This window comes from Streptomyces sp. NPDC101166, from assembly GCF_044768125.1.
Lineage (GTDB): Bacteria > Actinomycetota > Actinomycetes > Streptomycetales > Streptomycetaceae > Streptomyces.
Window position 1 is genome coordinate 109866 of the sequence record NZ_JBIWPF010000016.1, and the last position, 17652, is coordinate 127517.

Annotated in this window: 13 protein-coding genes, 1 tRNA gene and 2 pseudogenes; 8 read left to right on the forward strand and 8 right to left on the reverse strand. The window is 72.0% G+C overall.

Annotated elements, in window-relative coordinates:
• Nucleotides 1-132: 132 nt before the first annotated feature.
• The 3 genes from ACIRS4_RS26895 to ACIRS4_RS26905 are packed head-to-tail and all read right to left on the reverse strand — an operon-like array spanning nt 133 to nt 3397.
• A complete protein-coding gene (locus ACIRS4_RS26895) occupies nt 133-426 on the reverse strand; it encodes an acyl carrier protein (protein ID WP_404200852.1) in 294 nt (97 codons plus the stop codon).
• A complete protein-coding gene (locus tag ACIRS4_RS26900; RefSeq protein ID WP_404200854.1) occupies nt 423-1544 on the reverse strand; it encodes an HAD-IIIC family phosphatase in 1122 nt (373 codons plus the stop codon). The genes ACIRS4_RS26895 and ACIRS4_RS26900 overlap by 4 nt, the downstream gene beginning before the upstream one ends.
• Nucleotides 1541-3397: a GNAT family N-acetyltransferase gene (locus tag ACIRS4_RS26905; RefSeq protein ID WP_404200856.1), complete on the reverse strand. Its 1857-nt coding sequence runs from the start codon at nt 3395-3397 to the stop codon at nt 1541-1543. Before ACIRS4_RS26905 ends, ACIRS4_RS26900 begins: the two co-directional genes overlap by 4 nt.
• A 399-nt stretch (nt 3398-3796) precedes the next feature.
• Here ACIRS4_RS26905 and ACIRS4_RS26910 point away from each other — a divergent pair, with 399 nt between their 5' ends.
• Together ACIRS4_RS26910 and ACIRS4_RS26915 are read left to right on the forward strand one after the other, a co-directional pair.
• Nucleotides 3797-4177 (forward strand): S-adenosylmethionine decarboxylase family protein, encoded by a 381-nt coding sequence (locus ACIRS4_RS26910; RefSeq protein ID WP_404200858.1) that lies wholly within the window; start codon nt 3797-3799, stop codon nt 4175-4177.
• A 60-nt stretch (nt 4178-4237) separates the two neighbouring features.
• On the forward strand, nt 4238-5002 hold the full coding sequence (locus tag ACIRS4_RS26915; RefSeq protein WP_404200860.1) for a 4'-phosphopantetheinyl transferase family protein: 765 nt from the start codon (nt 4238-4240) through the stop codon (nt 5000-5002).
• Between the two features lie 447 nt (nt 5003-5449).
• On the opposite strand, the pseudogene ACIRS4_RS26920 reads toward ACIRS4_RS26915, so the two are convergent.
• A pseudogene (locus ACIRS4_RS26920) lies at nt 5450-6073 on the reverse strand (GyrI-like domain-containing protein); the annotation flags it as partial.
• Nucleotides 6074-6099: 26 nt separating this feature from the next.
• Here ACIRS4_RS26920 and ACIRS4_RS26925 point away from each other — a divergent pair.
• Nucleotides 6100-6859, forward strand: a pseudogene (locus ACIRS4_RS26925) (phytanoyl-CoA dioxygenase family protein); the annotation flags it as partial.
• A gap of 357 nt (nt 6860-7216) precedes the next feature.
• Here ACIRS4_RS26925 and ACIRS4_RS26930 read toward each other — a convergent pair.
• A tRNA-Arg gene (locus ACIRS4_RS26930) sits at nt 7217-7289 on the reverse strand.
• Between the two features lie 321 nt (nt 7290-7610).
• Between ACIRS4_RS26930 and ACIRS4_RS26935 the strand changes: the two genes are divergently transcribed.
• The 4 genes from ACIRS4_RS26935 to ACIRS4_RS26950 all read left to right on the forward strand — a co-directional run bounded on the left by ACIRS4_RS26935 (nt 7611) and on the right by ACIRS4_RS26950 (nt 14177).
• Entirely contained in the window at nt 7611-9221 is a 1611-nt protein-coding gene (locus ACIRS4_RS26935; RefSeq protein ID WP_404200862.1) for a dynamin family protein, read from the forward strand.
• Nucleotides 9222-9224: 3 nt separating this feature from the next.
• Nucleotides 9225-11648, forward strand: coding sequence for a GTPase (locus ACIRS4_RS26940; RefSeq protein WP_404200864.1), 2424 nt, complete (start codon nt 9225-9227; stop codon nt 11646-11648).
• A 281-nt stretch (nt 11649-11929) separates the two neighbouring features.
• Nucleotides 11930-12424: a single-stranded DNA-binding protein gene (locus tag ACIRS4_RS26945; RefSeq protein WP_404200866.1), complete on the forward strand. Its 495-nt coding sequence runs from the start codon at nt 11930-11932 to the stop codon at nt 12422-12424.
• Nucleotides 12425-12770: 346 nt separating this feature from the next.
• Entirely contained in the window at nt 12771-14177 is a 1407-nt protein-coding gene (locus tag ACIRS4_RS26950) for a Cys-Gln thioester bond-forming surface protein (RefSeq protein WP_404200868.1), read from the forward strand.
• Nucleotides 14178-14198: 21 nt separating this feature from the next.
• Here the strand turns inward: ACIRS4_RS26950 and ACIRS4_RS26955 are convergent, their stop codons facing one another.
• From ACIRS4_RS26955 to ACIRS4_RS26965, 3 genes are all read right to left on the reverse strand, one after another.
• Nucleotides 14199-14975: a DUF2637 domain-containing protein gene (locus tag ACIRS4_RS26955; RefSeq protein ID WP_404200870.1), complete on the reverse strand. Its 777-nt coding sequence runs from the start codon at nt 14973-14975 to the stop codon at nt 14199-14201.
• Nucleotides 14976-14989: 14 nt separating this feature from the next.
• The gene (locus ACIRS4_RS26960; protein ID WP_404200872.1) at nt 14990-15247 is read right to left on the reverse strand and encodes a hypothetical protein; all 258 of its coding nucleotides are present in this window, start codon (nt 15245-15247) and stop codon (nt 14990-14992) included.
• Between the two features lie 234 nt (nt 15248-15481).
• A complete protein-coding gene (locus ACIRS4_RS26965) occupies nt 15482-15730 on the reverse strand; it encodes an SCO4226 family nickel-binding protein (RefSeq protein ID WP_404200874.1) in 249 nt (82 codons plus the stop codon).
• Between the two features lie 256 nt (nt 15731-15986).
• On the opposite strand from ACIRS4_RS26965, the gene ettA reads away from it, so the two are divergent.
• Nucleotides 15987-17651, forward strand: coding sequence for an energy-dependent translational throttle protein EttA (ettA, locus tag ACIRS4_RS26970; protein ID WP_404200876.1), 1665 nt, complete (start codon nt 15987-15989; stop codon nt 17649-17651).
• Nucleotide 17652 lies beyond the last annotated feature (1 nt).

The window sequence follows — 17652 nt, forward strand, 5'->3', positions numbered from 1 at the left end:
CTCCTTAAACTCACTCGGTTCACGCGGCAGCAGGACACGCCACCGCACTCCCCCTTCAACGCCGTGCGCCCGGCCAGGTCACGGCGGAACCGCGCGGATCACCCGTTGCGAACAGCGGTGAGCTCGAAGGCGTCAGCCGCGCTTGACGTGATCGGTGACGAAGTCGGCGAGCGTGGCGATGGACTGGAGGCTGTCCAGGCTCAGGTCCAGCGCGGCGACGTCCACCCCGAAGCGGCTGTGGACCGAGCCCAGCAGGGTCACGCCGGCGAGCGAGGTGAGGCCGATCAGCGGCCCGAACAGCTCGGTGTCGGCGGGGAGCCGGTCGACCGCGGCGGGGTCGAGACGGGCCGCCTCGGCGATCATCGAACGGAGTTGCCTTTCCACCGTCGTCCGGTCCGTCGAGGAGGGGGTGTGGGCGTCCGTCACGCTGGGGTGTCCTTTCGGGAGGCCGGGGCGGGGTCCGGGTTCGTATTGGCGGTGACGTGCAGCCAGGCGGGGGACTGCGGGAGGTCGCCGTGCAGGGAGCGGCCGAGGACGGCGACGGCGTCCGCCGCGTCGTCGCCGGCGAGGGGGGCGTCGTCGACGCGGCGCATGCCCGCCTGGCGGAGCAGCATCCGCATCTCCAGGTTGGCGTCGGTCGGCCGCAGGACGACCCGGAACTCCCGCGCGCCGGCCTCCCGCGCCCGCTCCATCAGCCAGAACAGGAAGGCTGCGGCGGCGCCCCGCCCGGCGACCCGGCAGGACAGGGCGAGCAGCGGGACCGACCAGACGCCCGGGCCGGTCCGGTCCACCAGGGCCGCGCCGATGATCCCGTACTCGCCGAAACGGTCGCTCATCCGGGCGGTGTACAGCTCGTGCCCCTCCTCGCAGACCAGTCCGCTCAGCCGCTGCGGGCCAAGCCCCGAGGAGTTGAGACGATGGGTGCGGGCGGCGAGCTCCAGCGCGCGGGGCACCTCGTCGGGTTCGGCGACGCCGACGGTGAGCCGCATCCCGCACCAGCGCAGGAACTCCTCCCGGGTGCCCTCGAAACGCTCGCCCTCCGCCCGGCGGGTCTCCTCCGTGCGGTAACGGCGCACCCGTTCCCGCGACTCGGGGGTGACCTCCCGGCCCTCGAACGCCGCCAGCAGCGCGGGCACGTCCTCGGGGGCGAGGGTGCGCACGCCCGGCAGCAGCGCCTCCACCTCGGCGCGCTCGTAGGGGGAGTCGTCGACCAGGACGAGCGCCTCCACGGCGATCCCCAGATCCTGGGCGATCCTGCGCAGCGACTCGCTCTTGTCCTGCCAGGACACCTGCGGCGCGAGGAAACGGTCGCGCAGCTCCGGTACGGCGTTCAGCCGGTCCAGGACCGCGGGGGCGCTGCGGCTCGCGAGGCTGCTGAGCACTCCGCGGCCCGCCAGCGCGTCGATCGCGGCGAGCATCCGGGGCCGGGGCACGGGCAGTTCGTCGGTGGGCGCCTCGACGGCGATCTCGTCCCACAGGGTGCCGTCCAGGTCCCAGACGACGCACTTGATGCGGTCGGGGTCGTAGCCGGTCGCCCCGCTCATCGGGTGCTCTCCTCCGCGAGGCGCAGCTTCATGGTCAGGATGGCGGGGTCGAAGCCGAACTTGCGGTAGACGGTGCGCATCGGGACGTTGCCGACGTGGACCCGCCCGACGACCTCCGTGATGCCGTTCGCCAGGCAGAACTCCAGGCCCGCGGTGAGCAGCAGCTCGGCCACGTCGGCGCGGTTGTCGAGCGGGGCCACGGCGAGGGAGCGGAAGTTGGCGTAACGGTCGCCGGTCATCGCGTTCTGGTTGATGCTCACCCAGCACCAGCCGACCGCCGGCTCGCCCGGCCGGTGCGCGACGATCATGCCCTCCTTCGACTTCTCCATGGCCCGGCCCAGCCGGGACGCCCAGCGGGCGGGGTCGTCGACGGCGTCCTCGCCGAAGGAGACGCGGGCGATTTCGGCCTCGAACTCGCCGATGGCGGGAAGGTCGCGCTCGTCGGCCTGACGGGTGAGGTAGGGCTGCGCCCGCTCGGCGAGGGCGGCGCGGGCCTCGGGGGCCGGGGGGTGCCAGGCGGAGCGGGGGGAGGCGGGGGCGGCCGCCGCGGGGGCCGGGACTCGGGGCGCGGCTGAGGCCGGGGCCGGGGCCGAGGCCTGGGGCTCGGCCGGGGTCGGGTCTCCGGCCGGGGGTGCGGTGGGTGCCGTGGCCGAGAGTGCGGTGGGTGCCGTCGCCGGGGACGCTGCGGGTGCCGTCGCCGGGGTTTCCTCCTCCACCGAGACCAGGCGGCCCGGCCGGAAGGGGCCCTTGCCGCACTGGGGGCAGCCGTCGGCGCGCAGGGCGGCGACGGAGGTCCAGCGGGCGCCGGGACCGACGCGCAGCTCGGCGGCGCAGGCCACGCACGTGTACTCGCGCTGCCGGGTCCGCTTGTCGCCGGTGTAGAGGGGGCCGCCGTAGTCGCCCTGGCGGGAGGCGGTCGAGGTGGTGGTGAGCAGGTGCTGGAAGAAGCCGACCCCGCCGAGGATGCCGCTGCCCTCGTACTCGTTGAAGTTGCGGATGTAGCCGTTGGTGACCAGGCCGAGCGCCATGATCTCCCGCTGGACCTCCAGCATCTCGTCGGGGCTCTTGCCGCCGAAGGAGAAGAAGACGCTGTGCGCGGGGCCGGGCCGCAGGCCCTCCACGGCCCGCGACAGGAACAGCCGGGCGCCCTCCGGGGTGTACGGCGGGTCGGTCATCGCCACGTCGAAACCGCCGAGCAGGTCGGCGGGCAGCGGCCGGCGCAGGTCGTGCTCGACGGTCTCGACCCGGGTGCCGAGACCGGCGGACACCTTCTTGACGTAGGCGAGGATCTCGGGGGAGATGTCGACGACGGTCACCCGCTCGACGATCGGTCCGCCGAGGACGTCCCCCACGACGGCGACGGCCAGGGAGATCAGGTCGTCGTCGCCGATCAGCAGCAGGGAGCCGCCCGGCAGCGCGCCCGCCGTGAGCAGCGCGAGGACCCGGCGCACCTTGGTCTCGGGCGTGCAGTGGGACTGGTCGATCGCCATGTCCGCGGCCGGCCCGGTCTCCATGATCGCGCGCAGCCGCCGCACCGCCTCGTCCAGCACCTCCGGGACGACCAGTTCACGTCCGTCGCAGGTGGTGCAGGTGGCGTCGAGGGTGAGGTCCATCCCGAGCCGGGCGACGAGGTCGAGGCCGGCCGGGGTGAGCCGCGAGGGACGTTGCTCGGTCAGCAGGCCCCGACGGCGCAGCTCGTTGCCGAGGGCGGCCACGATGGGCACGGGCAGGCCGGTCGCTCGGCTGATGTCCTTCGTGGAGGCGGGAGCCAGGCGGCGCAGGGCGCGCAGGACGGACCGCACGCCGGGCGGGCCCTCCTGCAGCCTGACGGCGTCCGCGACTTCCGTGAGCACTTGATCGACGGTCGTACTCCGACGGTGTCGAGGCGCGTTTTTCACAATGCTGCTCCGGGCGGGCTGTATGGAATCCAGGAGTATCGAGTATACGGGCTGCTCACGGACCTCCCCGACCGGCCGATGAAAAGGAAAAGGGAGAAGGGGGACGGAATTTCCGGCATATCGAATTCGGTGCCGCCCCGCACGGCGATTCGTGTGAATTCGACACGTGCGGGGGAGGGGGGAGCGGGCGGGCAAAGACGCCGACTACGCGCGAGCCGCGGAGCGCCCCGGATGCTAGGCTGGGCGACGCCGAGTGCCGGTTATCGGCCTCGCGACCTTCCGCTTAGGCACACGGACCAGCGCAGATCTATGTGAAAGGAGACGGGGGCGGCGGTTCGCCTTCCCTGATTCCCCATGACTGATTCCGCCAACCTCGCCACCGAGGGCATAAACGTCGACGATCTGTGCTCGTACGCCGTCGACGTGTGGGTGAGCGACCACAGTATCCTGACCGACGAACAGCGCCTCCTCAAGGTGTTGCGCACGGCCGCCGAAAAGGGAAACGCCCAGGTTCTCGGGGAGGCTTCGCATGTTTTCCCGAATGGTGCGGTCACCGCGATTCTGCTGCTTTCCGCTTCCCATCTGAGTATTCACACCTGGCCGGAATTCAGCCTGGCCAACGTCGACCTGCTCGCCTACGGCCGCCTGAACGGCGAGCGGATGATGCAGAGCGTGGAACTCGGCCTCTCCCCGACGAAAATCAATGTGACGCGCATGCTGCGCGCGGTGCACTGAAGTTCTTTTCCCGGACGAAGAGGCGCGGGCCGGTTCGGCGGTGACGGGGTGGCCGGTGAGGTGAGCGTCGGGGTGTGGTGGGCGAGCCTGCGGGACGCCCGGGCGGCGGCCCGGCTCCCCGCGTTGCTCGACCCCGTCGAACGCGCCCGCCACGAGGCGATCGCCCGGGCCGACGACCAGGGGCGGTTCCTGCTGGGCTGCGCCCTCAGCCGCATCGCCCTGGGGGAGCTGCTCGGCGTGTCGCCGGCCGAGGTCCCGCTGCGCCGCGTGTGCCCGCGCTGCGGCGGCCCGCACGGCAAGCCCCGGCTCGCGGTGCCGCACGGCTCCCCGTTCGCCGGCGTCGACTTCTCCGTGACGCACAGCGGTGACGTCGTCGGCGTCGCCGTCGTGCACGGGGCAGTCGTGGGGCTCGACGTCGAGGAGGCCGGCGCCGCGCTCGACGTCGACACGGTGGCGCCCGTAGCGCTGTCCGACGCCGAGTTCGCCGCCCTGAACGCCCACCCGCCCGCCGAACGGACGTCGGCCTTCCTGCGGGTGTGGACACGTAAGGAAGCCGTACTGAAAGCCCTCGGCGTAGGCCTGACCGTGCCGCCCCGCCGCCTCGAGGTGTCCGTACCCACGCGGCCGCCGACGGTCCTCGCCTGGCCCGACCGGCCGACCGCGCCGCGAGACCTCGCCATGGCCGATGTGGACGTCGTGACGGGGCCGGGGCGCCCGCCGGCGATCGCGACGGTAGCCGTGGCCGGGGCGACCGCCCTGCGCGTCCACCACCGCGACGGCACAGCAGCGGTAACGGCGTACGCCGGCTCGACACCACCGCCCTGAGCGATGGGGGGCCGGGCGTTGGGGGGCTGGGCGTTGGGTGGCCGGGCGATGGGTGGCCGGGTGTTGGGTGGCCGGGCGTACTTCAGGCGCCGGGCGGCAGGAGGTCTCTCGTCAGGGCGAAAGCCGAACTCGCCGTTGCGAGGGGGGCGTTGATCCGGCGGAGGATCCGGTCCGCCCTGGCCGGACTCTCCGTCTGGACCGCCTCCGCCAGATCGTCGGCGTATTCCTGCGCCCGTGCGGCCTCGCCGGGATCCGCACTGCGCGGGTCCTGCCTCAGTGCGTCGATGAGGTGTCGGTGGGAGACGTCACGCGCGTCGGCGCTGTTGCCGCGGCCTGGAGGGCCCCGTCCGCCCGCGGGCGTTCGCAGCGGAAGGCCGGGCCGCCGCCAGGCACTCGTGCACGCCCGCCCCGGTTTTCCGACTGCTCTCTCATGCCGAGCGGCCCGGATCAGTCGGCCTCCCGTTCCACCGGCAGCCACAGCTCGGCATCCGCCTCCCTGCCGTCCGCCGACATCCGCGTACGAAGGATCTCCGGCCCGGGGCGGCTCCGGTACGGGTTCGACGGGAACCACTGGGTGAACACGTCCCGCCACAGCACCTGGATCGCCTCCGGCGCCGGCCCCGAAGTGGTGAAGACCGCCCATGCCCCGGCCGCCACGGGCAGCGTGGCCATGCCCTCCGGCGCGGCCGCCGAGGTGACGACCCCGTGGTAGTAGTCGAGGTCGGTGCCCTCCGCCCGGCTGGGATCGAGGTCGTCGCAGACCGCGAGCGTGCCGTGCGGCTCCTGGTCGGACAGCGTCTCCAGCGATTCCTTCGCCCGGTCCCCGATCCCGCGGACGAAATCGATGATCGCCTGATTCGGCCCCGAGTGCACGAGCGGGACCCGGGCCTTCGCCCCGACGACGCTGAACCCCGGCTTGTGCACGACGCGATAGCGCATGCTGCTGCTCCCGTCGACGATGAGGCGGAAGGTCATCCGGGGCTGGGAGCTGAGCGCCGCGCCGGTCCGCCGTGCCTCACCGGGGCCGACGCCGTGCACCGAGCGGAACGCCCGCGCGAACGCCTCGCCCGCGTCGTCGCGCCCCGCGTGGCCGCGAGCGGCTGCTGTGGCGGGAGACAGGCTGCGATCCGGACGACCCCAAGACGTGGACGCAGCCCGTGCACCGGGGTCGGCGGGATGGCCCAGGGACCGTTCGCCGCCGCACCCAACTCCCCGGCGCTGCACCAAGCGTATGACCTGCTGGTCGGGCCCGGGCGCTGGGAGCCGCGCTACTCGCTCGGCACCTTCCCACTGCGCTTCCCGCACGAACAGGAGCCCGGCGACGCGGGTTGGCACATCGAGGGCAGCTATGCGGTGGAGGGCGAGACCTGGCCCTTCACCAATCTCCGCTCACGCGGCCGGGCCCTGCTGATGCTCTTTCTGTTCAGCGAGGTGGGGGAAGAGGACGCCCCGACTCGCATCCGGGTCGGCTCCCACCTCGACGTGCCGAAGGTGCTGGAGCCGTACGGGGAGGAGGGTGCGAGCGGCCTGGCCATCGCGCCGGACCTCGAAGCGGCGTCCGCTCACCGGCCGCTCGCCCTCGCCACGGGTTCCCCGGGTGACGTCTTCCTGTGCCATCCGTTCCTGGTGCACGCGGCACAGCCGCACCACGGGGCACGGCCGCGCTTCATGGCCCAGCCGCCGCTGATGCCGGCCGCGCCGTACGAACTTCAGCGGGCCGACGGCGCGTACTCACCCGTGGAGATCGCCATCCGCCGGGGTCTGGAACAGGCTGCCTCCGGCCCCGACGAGGAGGACGCCGGCCCCGCCGACCAGAATGCCCGCCCCTGCCGAGAAGAGCGCTCATCCGCCGAATAGCGCGCTCTGCCACACCGGCGCCCGGTGCTCGACCGCCCCAGCGGCTGCGCAAGTCCCCGGGGAGCCGTAGCCCTGCGGGTGCAGGACGTGACTACTCCGGAGGTCGGCAAGCAGTGGACCGGCACCGGGGAGATCCATGAGGAGCGTGACCTGAAAGGCCGGGCCGAGGGCCAGACGGGCGGCGTCTCGCGGGTTCGGTCATCCCCCGGGCGTGGCGCAGCGCAGGTAAGGCCGTCCTGCTCCGGCACGCCCTCGAGTCGCCCGCTGGGAGGCGGGTGGTGTCCGGGGCTTCGTCGTTCCGGGTGAAACGTGCTCCAGCCAGCGAAAACGCCCTCCCAAGGGGAGGGCGGAGACTTGCGCCCCCGGCAGGACTCGAACCTGCGGCCAAGCGCTTAGAAGGCGCCTGCTCTATCCACTGAGCTACGGGGGCCGGGTGGGTGGCCGCGTACCTGGTGCCCTGGTGTGGGCTGATCCGTGACGTTGCCGGGGACAAGGATAGGGCTCCCGGTTCCTTGTCCTGAGTGCTTCGCCTCCGTGGCTCGATGTGGAGGTTCAGTGAAGCGGTCCTGATAATCGCAGGCAGGTGCGAATCGTGCATCGCTTTTGGGTCCCCGGGGCCCCGGGTGTTGTGCACTCGTTATGCCTGCGCTGCGCCTCTGTCCCAGTCATACCTTCCGTCCCTTGTGTCCTATCGGCGCGCAGGCATGTCTATATGCTTCATAAATCCCCCGAAATTGGGCATTCTTCGCATGTGGTGACCTTGGACGTACGGCCTCAGCTGCTCGACGCACTCTCCGCCCTGCGCGACCGTGTCGCCGCCGCACGCTTCCCGCTGCCCCTGGCGGGGGCTCCACGCGCGCGTGCCAACCGCGACGAACTACTGGCCCAGCTGGACGACTACTTGGTGCCCCGGCTGCGGCAGCCCGAAGCGCCGTTGCTGGTCGTGGTGGGCGGTTCCACCGGCGCCGGCAAGTCGACGCTCGTCAACTCCCTCGTCGGACGGCGCATCAGCGAGGCGGGCGTGCTGCGGCCGACGACACGGACCCCGGTGCTGGTGTGCCACCCGGAGGACCATCACTGGTTCAGCGGCATGCGGGTGCTTCCCGACCTCACCCGCGTGTGGGTGCCCCATCAGGAGCCGAGCGACGATGACCTGTTGCTCCCCGGACAGGACGCCAGACGGGTCCTGCGCATCGAGACCGCGGAGACCCTCCCGCCCGGCCTCGCCCTCCTCGACGCGCCCGACATCGACTCCTTCGTCGCCGACAACCGCTTCCTCGCCGCCCAGCTCATCTGCGCCGCCGACATCTGGGTGATGGTCACCACGGCCGCGCGGTACGCCGACGCCATCCCCTGGCATCTGCTGCGCACGGCCAAGGAGTACGACGCGACGCTCGTGACCGTCCTGGACCGGGTGCCCCACCAGGTCGTCGGCGAGGTGTCCCGCCAGTACGCGGCCCTGCTCACGAAGGCCGGACTCGGTCACATCCCGCGCTTCACGGTGCCCGAGCTCCCCGAGTCCGCCTGGGGCGGCGGGCTGCTCCCCGCCACCGCCGTGGCCCCGCTGCGCACCTGGCTCGTCGAACACGCCCAGGACGCCGCCGCCCGCAACGCGGTGATGGCCCGCACGGCGTACGGCGTCCTCGACTCGCTCAAGTCCCGGATGCCCGAGCTGGCCGGCGCCGCCGCCGCGCAGTACGCGGCCGCGCTACGGCTCACCTCTGCCGTCGACGGGGCCTACGACGGCGAGTACACGCGCGTGCGGGGCCGGCTGCAGAACGGGTCCGTGCTCGCGGGCGACGCGCTGAAGCGCTGGCGCGCCTTCCCGCTGGACTGCACCGCCGGCGAACTCCTCGACGCCCTCATGGAGAGCCTGGCCGCGCTCCTGGTGTGCGCCGTCACCGCCGCCGACGAACGCGTCGACGAGGCCTGGCGCCGCGAACCGGCCGCGGCCGCGCCGGTCCTGCTGGACCGCGACGCCTCACCGGAGACCGCCGAGCACCGCATCGGCATGGCCGTACGGCGCTGGCGGCGGGAGCTGGAGGAGTGCGCCGAGGACGAGGTGCGCCAACTGGACCGCCGGGCCGCCTGCGATCCCGAGACGGTCGCCGCCCTCGTCGCCACCGCCCTTCTCGGCACCCGCAGGGCTCGCACGGCGGGCGAGAGCGTCGCCGAACGACTCGGGGCGCACGGCGCGCTGCGGCTGCGCGACCGGGCCGGACGGCTGCTCTCCGAGTACCTCGACCGAGTGATGCACAACGAACGCGAGCGCCGCCTCGCCCCGCTCGACGGCCTCGACGTCCATGTCGAGCCGCAGGCCGAACTCATCGCCGCGCTGTCCGTACTGCAGAAGGAGAGGTGACCGGTGACCGCCGTCACAGACCAGGACCACACGGGAAACGCCGATCACGGTCCGGCGGGGTCCGGCGAAGGCGCACCACCCGCGCAGGGCGAGGAAGCGCACACGAGAGACGCGGGCGAAGGGGCGGTCTCCGACGGCGACGGCGGCGAGGGCGCTGCGGACGCCGAGGGGCCGTCAGGGACGGCGGAGGACGCCTCACCGACCGCGGACGATCCGCCGTCCTCACGCAAGGGCAAGGAGCAGACCCGGGGACGGATGAGCGTCGGGTGGGCGCGCTGGCGTGAGGGCGACCGTGCCGCACGGAAGGGCGCGGGCGACCGCAAGGCCCGGACTCCGGCTGCCGACCGCCCGGAGCGGACCGACCGCCCGGAGCGGACCGACCGCCATGAGGAGCGCTCCGCACACGCGCGGGATGACGACGGTTCGGTACGCGCCCGGGGCGACGACCGCCACGCACGCGCGCGTGAGGGGGACGGCGACGTACGCATGAGGGATGACAGCGGCGGCGGGCACGTGCGGAAGGTCGAAGGCGGCGTCCGCGCGCGGGGAGGCGCTTCCTCCCCCCGTGGCCGGAGCGACGAGCGCCCCGCGCGCGTGCGCCAAGGCGGCGGGCGGGTTCCCGCGGCGGGTCCGTCCGCCGGGGACGCCTCCACGCCCCAGGACGGCGGCGAGTTCTGGGACGACGGGCTGATCGCCCGCCGGGTGAACGAGGCCACGGCCGCGGAGCAGACCGCCGCCGTCACCGCCCCCGGCATCGGCGAGGTCCGTCCCGGCGGCGGCCCCCAGGCCGTCCCCCCGCTCGCCTACGACGGCCACCTGCGCTCCCGGCTCGACGCGCTGGGGGAACTCGTCGGGCTCTCCCGCGCCCGGCTCGACAGCAAGACGCTCGCCGAGGCCGGCCGGGTCCTCGACGAGGCGGCGGCGCGCCGCAAGCTGTCCGGGCAGCACACGGTCGTCGCCATCGCCGGAGCCACCGGCAGCGGCAAGTCCCAGCTGTTCAACACGCTGGCCGGGGTGACCATCTCCGAGACGGGCGTCCGCCGGCCGACCACCGCCGCGCCCATCGCGTGCAGCTGGAGCGACGGCGCGGCGAGCCTCATCGACCGGCTGGGCATCCCGGGCCGGCTGCGCAGGCGTCCGGTGCAGAGCGCGGACGCGGAGGCGCAGCTGCAGGGGCTCGTCCTGATCGACCTGCCCGACCACGACTCGGCGGCGGTGCAGCACCGCGAGCAGGTCGACCGGATCCTGGCACTCGTGGACGCCGTCATCTGGGTCGTCGACCCGGAGAAGTACGCCGACGCCGTCCTCCATGAGCGCTATCTGCGGCCCATGGCGGGTCACGCGGAGGTCATGTTCATCGTGCTCAACCAGATCGACCGGCTGCCCGGCGAGGCCGCCGAGATGGTCCTCGACGATCTGCGGCGGCTGCTCGACGAGGACGGCGTGGCCCTCGGCGAGTACGGCGAGCCGGGCGCGACCGTCCTCGCGCTGTCCGGGCTCACCGGGGACGGCGTCGGGGAACTGCGCGAACTGCTCGGCCAGTTCGTCACCGAGCGCGGCGCCGCGGCACGGCGTATCTCCGCCGACGTGGACGCCGCCGCGGGGGAGCTGAGGCCCGTGTACGTGACCGGCCGGAGCACCGGGCTCAGCGAGGAGGCGCGGGACGAGTTCGCCGCCCGGCTCGCCGACGCGGTGGGCGCGGTCGCCGCGGGCGAGGCGGCCGAACGCGCCTGGCTGCGCAACGCCAACCGGGCGTGCGGCACGCCGTGGCTGCGGCTGTGGCGCTGGTACCAGGACCGGTGCGACGCTCCGACCGGACGGATGCCGTTGCGAGCGCAGGCCGACGAGGAGGCGACGGCGCGGCAGCGTGTCGAACAGGCCGTGCGCACGGTGTCGGAGCGGGCCTCGGCGGGCCTGCCCGCGCCCTGGGCGCAGGCGGTACGGGAAGCGGCCGTGCGCGGTGCGCAGGGGCTTCCGGAGGCGCTGGACGAGCTCGCGGCGCAGGCCGGGCTGCCGCCGGGGCGCCCGCCGCGGCCGGGGTGGTGGCCGGCGGCCGTGATGGCGCAGGCGTCCATGACCATCCTTCAGGTCATCGGCGGCCTGTGGCTGTTCGGCCAGATCGTCGGGGTCATGTCCCCGAACCTGGGCGTGCCCGTGCTGCTGATGCTGGCCGGGATCATCGGCGGGCCGCTGGTGGAGTGGGGCTGCCGGATGGCGGCGCGCGGCCCGGCGCGCAGATACGGCCAGGACGCGGAACGCAGGCTGCGGGAGGCCGCCGCGAGTTGCGGCCGGGCGAGGGTCCTGGACTCCCTGGCCGCGGAGTTGCTGCGGTACCGGGAGGTCCGTGAGCAGTACGGGCGGGTGACGGGAATGGCGGGTGTGACGGGGGTGACCGGGGTGACGGGAGTGGCTGCCGGGGCGGGGTGAGCGCGCTCCTGATGCCCTCCTGGGCGCGGGGAGCTCTGGTTCCACCGCTCGATCCCTCGATCGGGTGAGGGAGTTGTCCACAGGCGGGCGGTGGTCCACAGACCTCGGCGGGCCCGGCTCGACGGAGGCAGTCTGGCTTTCGCGGCGGTCGCGGTGACACGGCCGTCGCGGTGGGTGCGTCAGCCGCGGGAGTGTGGCTGACGCGGCCGGACGCTTTCCGTACGGGACGGGCCCGTACGTGTGCCGGCCCGGCGTGAGCGCCGGGCGAGGGAGGGGTTCGCATGAACGAGACGATGGTGTGCGCGGTGGGGAACGTGGCGACACAGCCGGTGTTCCGGGAGTTGTCGGCGGGGGCGTCGACGAGGTTCCGGCTGGCGGTGACCTCGCGCTACTGGGACCGCGAGAAGAGCGCCTGGACGGACGGGCACACCAACTTCTTCACGGTGTGGGCCAACCGCCAGCTCGCCACGAACGCGATGGCCTCGCTGAACGTCGGCGACCCGGTGATCGTGCAGGGCAGGCTGAAGGTGCGCACGGAGATGCGCGAGGGGCAGCAGAGCTGGACCTCGGCCGACATCGACGCCGTGTCGATCGGCCACGACCTCGCACGGGGGACGGCCGCCTTCCGCCGCTCGGTCAGGACGGATCCGGCGGGCGCGGTGGCGGGGATGCCGGGGCCGGTGGCAGCGCAGCCCGAGCCCGAATGGGAGACACCGGCCGCGGACCACACGGAACGAGACGGCGCCCGACGCCGTGAACCGGCGGCGGTGACCTGAACCGGCGGCGCTCACGCGAGCGGGCGGCGGTGACCTGACCGGCGGTGGTGACCTGGACACGCGGCGGTGACGTGATGTCAGCAAGGACCACCGTCTGACCGCACACGAGTGAACAGCGGCTTATCGACCGGTCCGTACCCTCCAGCTCCGGTGGATTTGTCGATAAGCCAAGCCTGTTGACGATCTTCGGGATAACGATTCCGAGTCGGATCGCCCATCGGATGACCTTGTCGGGAAGGGTGGTGCGCCGCGTCCTTAGGATGCCGAACAAAGCTCAAGGGGCTCCTGATTCTGCTGGTGGGACCGTACCCCCCACGACAACCGGTCCTGCTCGAAGGGGAATTGCGTGATTTCTTCGTTCGCCGCGCCGTTCACACGAGGTCGGGGCGCGGTGCGCCTCGCCGCAGGGACGCTGGTCTCCGGTGTGGTCGCCGCCGGTGTCGTCGCCACCGCCGCGGGCACGGCGGCCGCCGACGAGACCCCGCAGAGCCAGGGCGGAGCGACGGCGACCATGGGAGGACTCAAGACCTACGGCACCGCCGTCCTCCATGACGAAGGTGGGGACCAGGAGGTCCCGGCGGGGCTGTTCGAGATGTCCGTCGAGGGCGGCGGCACGCTGCAGACGTACTGCGTCGACCTGCACACGCCCACGCAGCGGGACGCCAAGTACGGCGAGACGCCCTGGAGCGGCACCTCGCTCGGCGTCAACAAGGACGCCGGCAAGGTCCGTTGGATCCTGCAGAACTCCTACCCCCAGGTCAACGACCTGGCCACGCTGGCGAAGAAGGCCGGGATCGGCGGTGGCCTCACCGAGCAGGACGCGGCCGCCGGCACCCAGGTGGCCATCTGGCGCTACTCCGACGGCGCGGACGTCGACGCCGTCGACCCGCAGGCCGAAAGGCTCGCGGACTACCTCCAGAAGGCCGCCCGCGACGCGGCCGAACCCAGGGCCTCGCTCACCCTCGACGGGGCCGCGGTCTCCGGCCGCCCCGGCGCACCGCTCGGCCCGGTGACCGTGCGCACCGACGCGAGCGCGGTCACGGTCGCGCCGCCGCCGGACGCAGCCATCAGCGGGGTGCGGATCGTCGGCAAGGACGGCAAGGCCGTCACCTCGGCGCAGGACGGCAGCCAGCTCTTCTTCGACGTGCCCGCCGACGCCGCCGCCGGGACGGCCGAGCTGACCGTGCAGGCCTCCACCACCGTCCCCGTCGGCCGCGCCTTCACCTCGGAGAGCCGCAGCCAGACACAGATACTGGCCGGCTCCAGCGAGTCCACCGTGTCCGCCGAGGCGAGCGCGACCTGGGCCGCCGGCGGTCCGATACCGGCGCTGTCCGCGGCGAAGAACTGCGCCGCGAACGGCGTCGACATCGCGGCCGCCAACCAGGGCGACGCGCCGTTCACCTTCGAACTGATGGGCTTCGAGTACACGATCCCGGCAGGCGCCTCGCGGACGGTGACGATCCCCCTCCAGGAGGACCAGGCCTACGACTTCACCATCCGCGGCACCCGCTTCACCGGCGTCCTCGACTGCCGGACCCGGTCCGCCGAGACCAAGACAGGCCTCACCACCCAGACCCTCTCCCAGCCCAGCCCCGCCACCGTGGGCGGCGGTTCCATCACCGCCACGAACCTCGCCGAGACGGGCAGCTCCAACGCCACCCCCTACATCGCGGGCACCGCGATAGGCCTGGTGGTGATCGGTGGAGCAGCCCTGGTGCTGGTCGGCCGCAAGGAGAACCAGGCGCGGGACTGAGCGGGCCCTCGCGCCTGGGCGCTACGGACGGTGTCGGGGGCGGGGTGCGCTCTGCCGTGGCGCCAGGGTCAGGGTGATCTGCCGGACGAGTTGCTGGAGGCACGCCAGGCACGCGAGGGCGGGCAGGGCGGCCGCGGCGACGCCGGTGAAGGTCCTGTCGGCCTGGGCCACGCACAGCATCATCGCGACGGAGGAGAACATCAGCACGATCAACCAGGAGTGCCAGGCGCGGCGCTGGTGCAGGGCGGTGCGCAGGATGGAGAGGGAGGCCACCGTCCACGGCCCGTACACCAGGAGCGGCCACCAGGGGGTGACCCCGCTCTCCGGGTCCGACGTGATGTTCTGCAGCGGTCTGTAGGCGACCACGCCGCAGAAGACGCTGACCGCCGCCGCGATGACGGCGACGAACGCGATGATCACCAGGCTGCCCGTCTGCAGCCAACCGCGCCGGAGCCTGTGCACCCGGATCTTGCGATGCCCCGCGGGGGAACGCCGGATGGGCGGCAACTGGGCGGTGATGTGCGCCAGGTTCTCCATCGGGTCGGCGCTGTCGACGCCGGGCGTCGACTCGCTGCGAGGAGCCGGCACCGTGGCCGTCTGCTCGGCCGGAACCGCCTCTTGCAAGAGATAGGCGAGTTCCTCGACCGGGTCCCAGCCCGGGTCGGGAGGAGTGAGGGGAGTACCCGTGTGCGGCGCGTCGACAGGGCCGCCGGGCTGGCCGATGCCCGGCCCGTACGAATACGGGTCGGCATACCATTCATTCCGCAGAAAAGAGGGATCCGCATACTCGTGGTTCATGCACATCCGCCCCGTTACACGTGGTCCGCGCGGCAGCCGGAGTTCCCCTGCCCGTTCCACCGCTGATCGAGTTCGTTCTGCGCGGCCTCCAGCAGAGCCATGAACTCGCGGAGCAGCGAATCGGTGACCTGCGGTTCGGTCCGCGCGGCGCTCCCGCGCAGGATGCCGCACGCCTGGAGCGCCGAGCGCGTCACATCGGCGTACGCACGTCTCCCGGCCGCCGCGTCACGGGTCGCGGGCAGATCGCCCTCCCTCACCCCCCGGTGAGGCAAGCCATGGAACCTAGCTTTCGTCATGCCCCGCTAACGCCGCCCGCTCGGCTCCGGATACGTGGCGAATGAGTGACCCTGACGGTGAAAACATTGAGGATAGCGTTTCTTCATTAATGTCAGATTCACCGCCAGTAGGCCCGTTCCGTAGAAGATCCTCAGGTATGAGGCATGCCCAGTCCCGGCCGCCCACCGGGACCGCCGGGGCGCCCTCCAGAACCGGCCGGGGGCGCGTGTTCACACGGTGAGGGGGACAGGGTGGAACTCGTCGGCCAGGTGACCGGTGCGTTCGTGAATGCGCTTGACCGCTTCGGCCGAGGGCGCCTCGGAGAGGCAGTAGACCGTGCCGGACTCCGGGTCCGCCCAGGCCCTCTGGAAGTGGACGCCTTCTTCCCCTTCGATGGCGCGGTTGTCTTGGTAGGCCTCCCTCAGCTGGTCGGCCGTGATGTCCTTCATCCCGTGGTGGACGTCCATGAACTGGGGCATGGCGCCGCACCTCCTTCCGACTCCCGTGTCCCGGCGTTGCGCAGGGCCGACCCGCTTGCCGGCCGTCATCTCCATCCTGTGCCTGCACGACCGCGGCGGCGACCGCACGGGCCGGCCGCATCATGCCGCAGTGGCGAGCAGTGAAACCCCCAGGTCAGCGCCCCTCACTCGGACGGGTTTCCCCCCAGGGGCGGCCGTCCGGCAAGATGGGGTGTATCTGCCCACTGCCAGATTTCAAGCTGCCGGACGGTTTCTCTTGGCTGAGTACATCTACACCATGCGCAAGACGCGCAAGGCACACGGCGACAAGGTCATCCTTGACGACGTCTCGCTGAACTTCCTGCCCGGCGCGAAGATCGGTGTGGTCGGCCCGAACGGCGCCGGTAAGTCGACCGTTCTGAAGATCATGGCGGGGCTGGAGCAGCCCTCGAACGGTGACGCGTTCATCTCGCCCGGTTACAGCGTCGGCATCCTGATGCAGGAGCCCAAGCTGAACGACGAGAAGACCGTCCTGGAGAACGTCCAGGAGGGCGTCGCCGAGGTCAAGGGCAAGCTCGACCGGTTCAACGAGATCGCCGAGCTGATGGCGACCGACTACTCCGACGCGCTGCTCGACGAGATGGGCAAGCTCCAGGAGGAGCTCGACCACGCCAACGCCTGGGACCTCGACGCCCAGCTCGAGCAGGCCATGGACGCCCTCGGGTGCCCCCCCGGCGACTGGCGGGTCGTCAACCTCTCCGGTGGTGAGAAGCGCCGCGTCGCGCTCTGCAAGCTCCTGCTGGAGCAGCCCGACCTGCTGCTCCTCGACGAGCCCACCAACCACCTCGACGCCGAGTCCGTGAACTGGCTGGAGCAGCACCTCGCCAAGTACCCGGGCACCGTCGTGGCGATCACCCACGACCGGTACTTCCTCGACAACGTCGCCGAGTGGATCCTGGAGCTCGACCGCGGTCGCGCCTACCCCTACGAGGGCAACTACTCCACCTACCTGGAGACCAAGCAGACCCGTCTGAAGGTCGAGGGCCAGAAGGACGCCAAGCGCGCCAAGCGGCTCAAGGAAGAACTGGAGTGGGTGCGGTCCAACGCCAAGGGGCGTCAGGCCAAGTCCAAGGCGCGCCTCGCCCGCTACGAGGAGATGGCGGCCGAGGCCGAGAAGATGCGGAAGCTGGACTTCGAGGAGATCCAGATCCCGCCGGGCCCGCGCCTGGGCAGCGTCGTCGTCGAAGTCAGCAAGCTGAACAAGGCCTTCGGCGAGAAGGTCCTCATCGACGACCTGAGCTTCACCCTGCCGCGTAACGGCATCGTCGGCGTCATCGGCCCGAACGGCGCCGGCAAGACCACGCTGTTCAAGATGATCCAGGGATTCGAGACGCCCGACGCCGGCGACATCAAGGTCGGCGAGACCGTCAAGATCTCCTACGTCGACCAGAGCCGCGAGAACATCGACCCGAAGAAGACGCTCTGGGCGGTCGTCTCCGACGAGCTCGACTACATCAACGTCGGCCAGGTGGAGATGCCGAGCCGCGCCTACGTCTCGGCCTTCGGCTTCAAGGGCCCCGATCAGCAGAAGCCGGCCGGCGTCCTCTCCGGCGGTGAGCGCAACCGCCTCAACCTCGCGCTCACCCTCAAGCAGGGCGGCAACCTGCTGCTCCTCGACGAGCCGACCAACGACCTCGACGTCGAGACGCTGTCCTCCCTGGAGAACGCGCTGCTGGAGTTCCCCGGCTGCGCCGTCGTCGTCTCCCACGACCGCTGGTTCCTCGACCGGGTGGCCACGCACATCCTCGCCTACGAGGGCGACTCCAAGTGGTTCTGGTTCGAGGGCAACTTCGAGTCGTACGAGAAGAACAAGATCGAGCGGCTCGGACCGGACGCCGCGCGCCCGCACCGCGCCACCTACAAGAAGCTGACCCGGGGCTGAT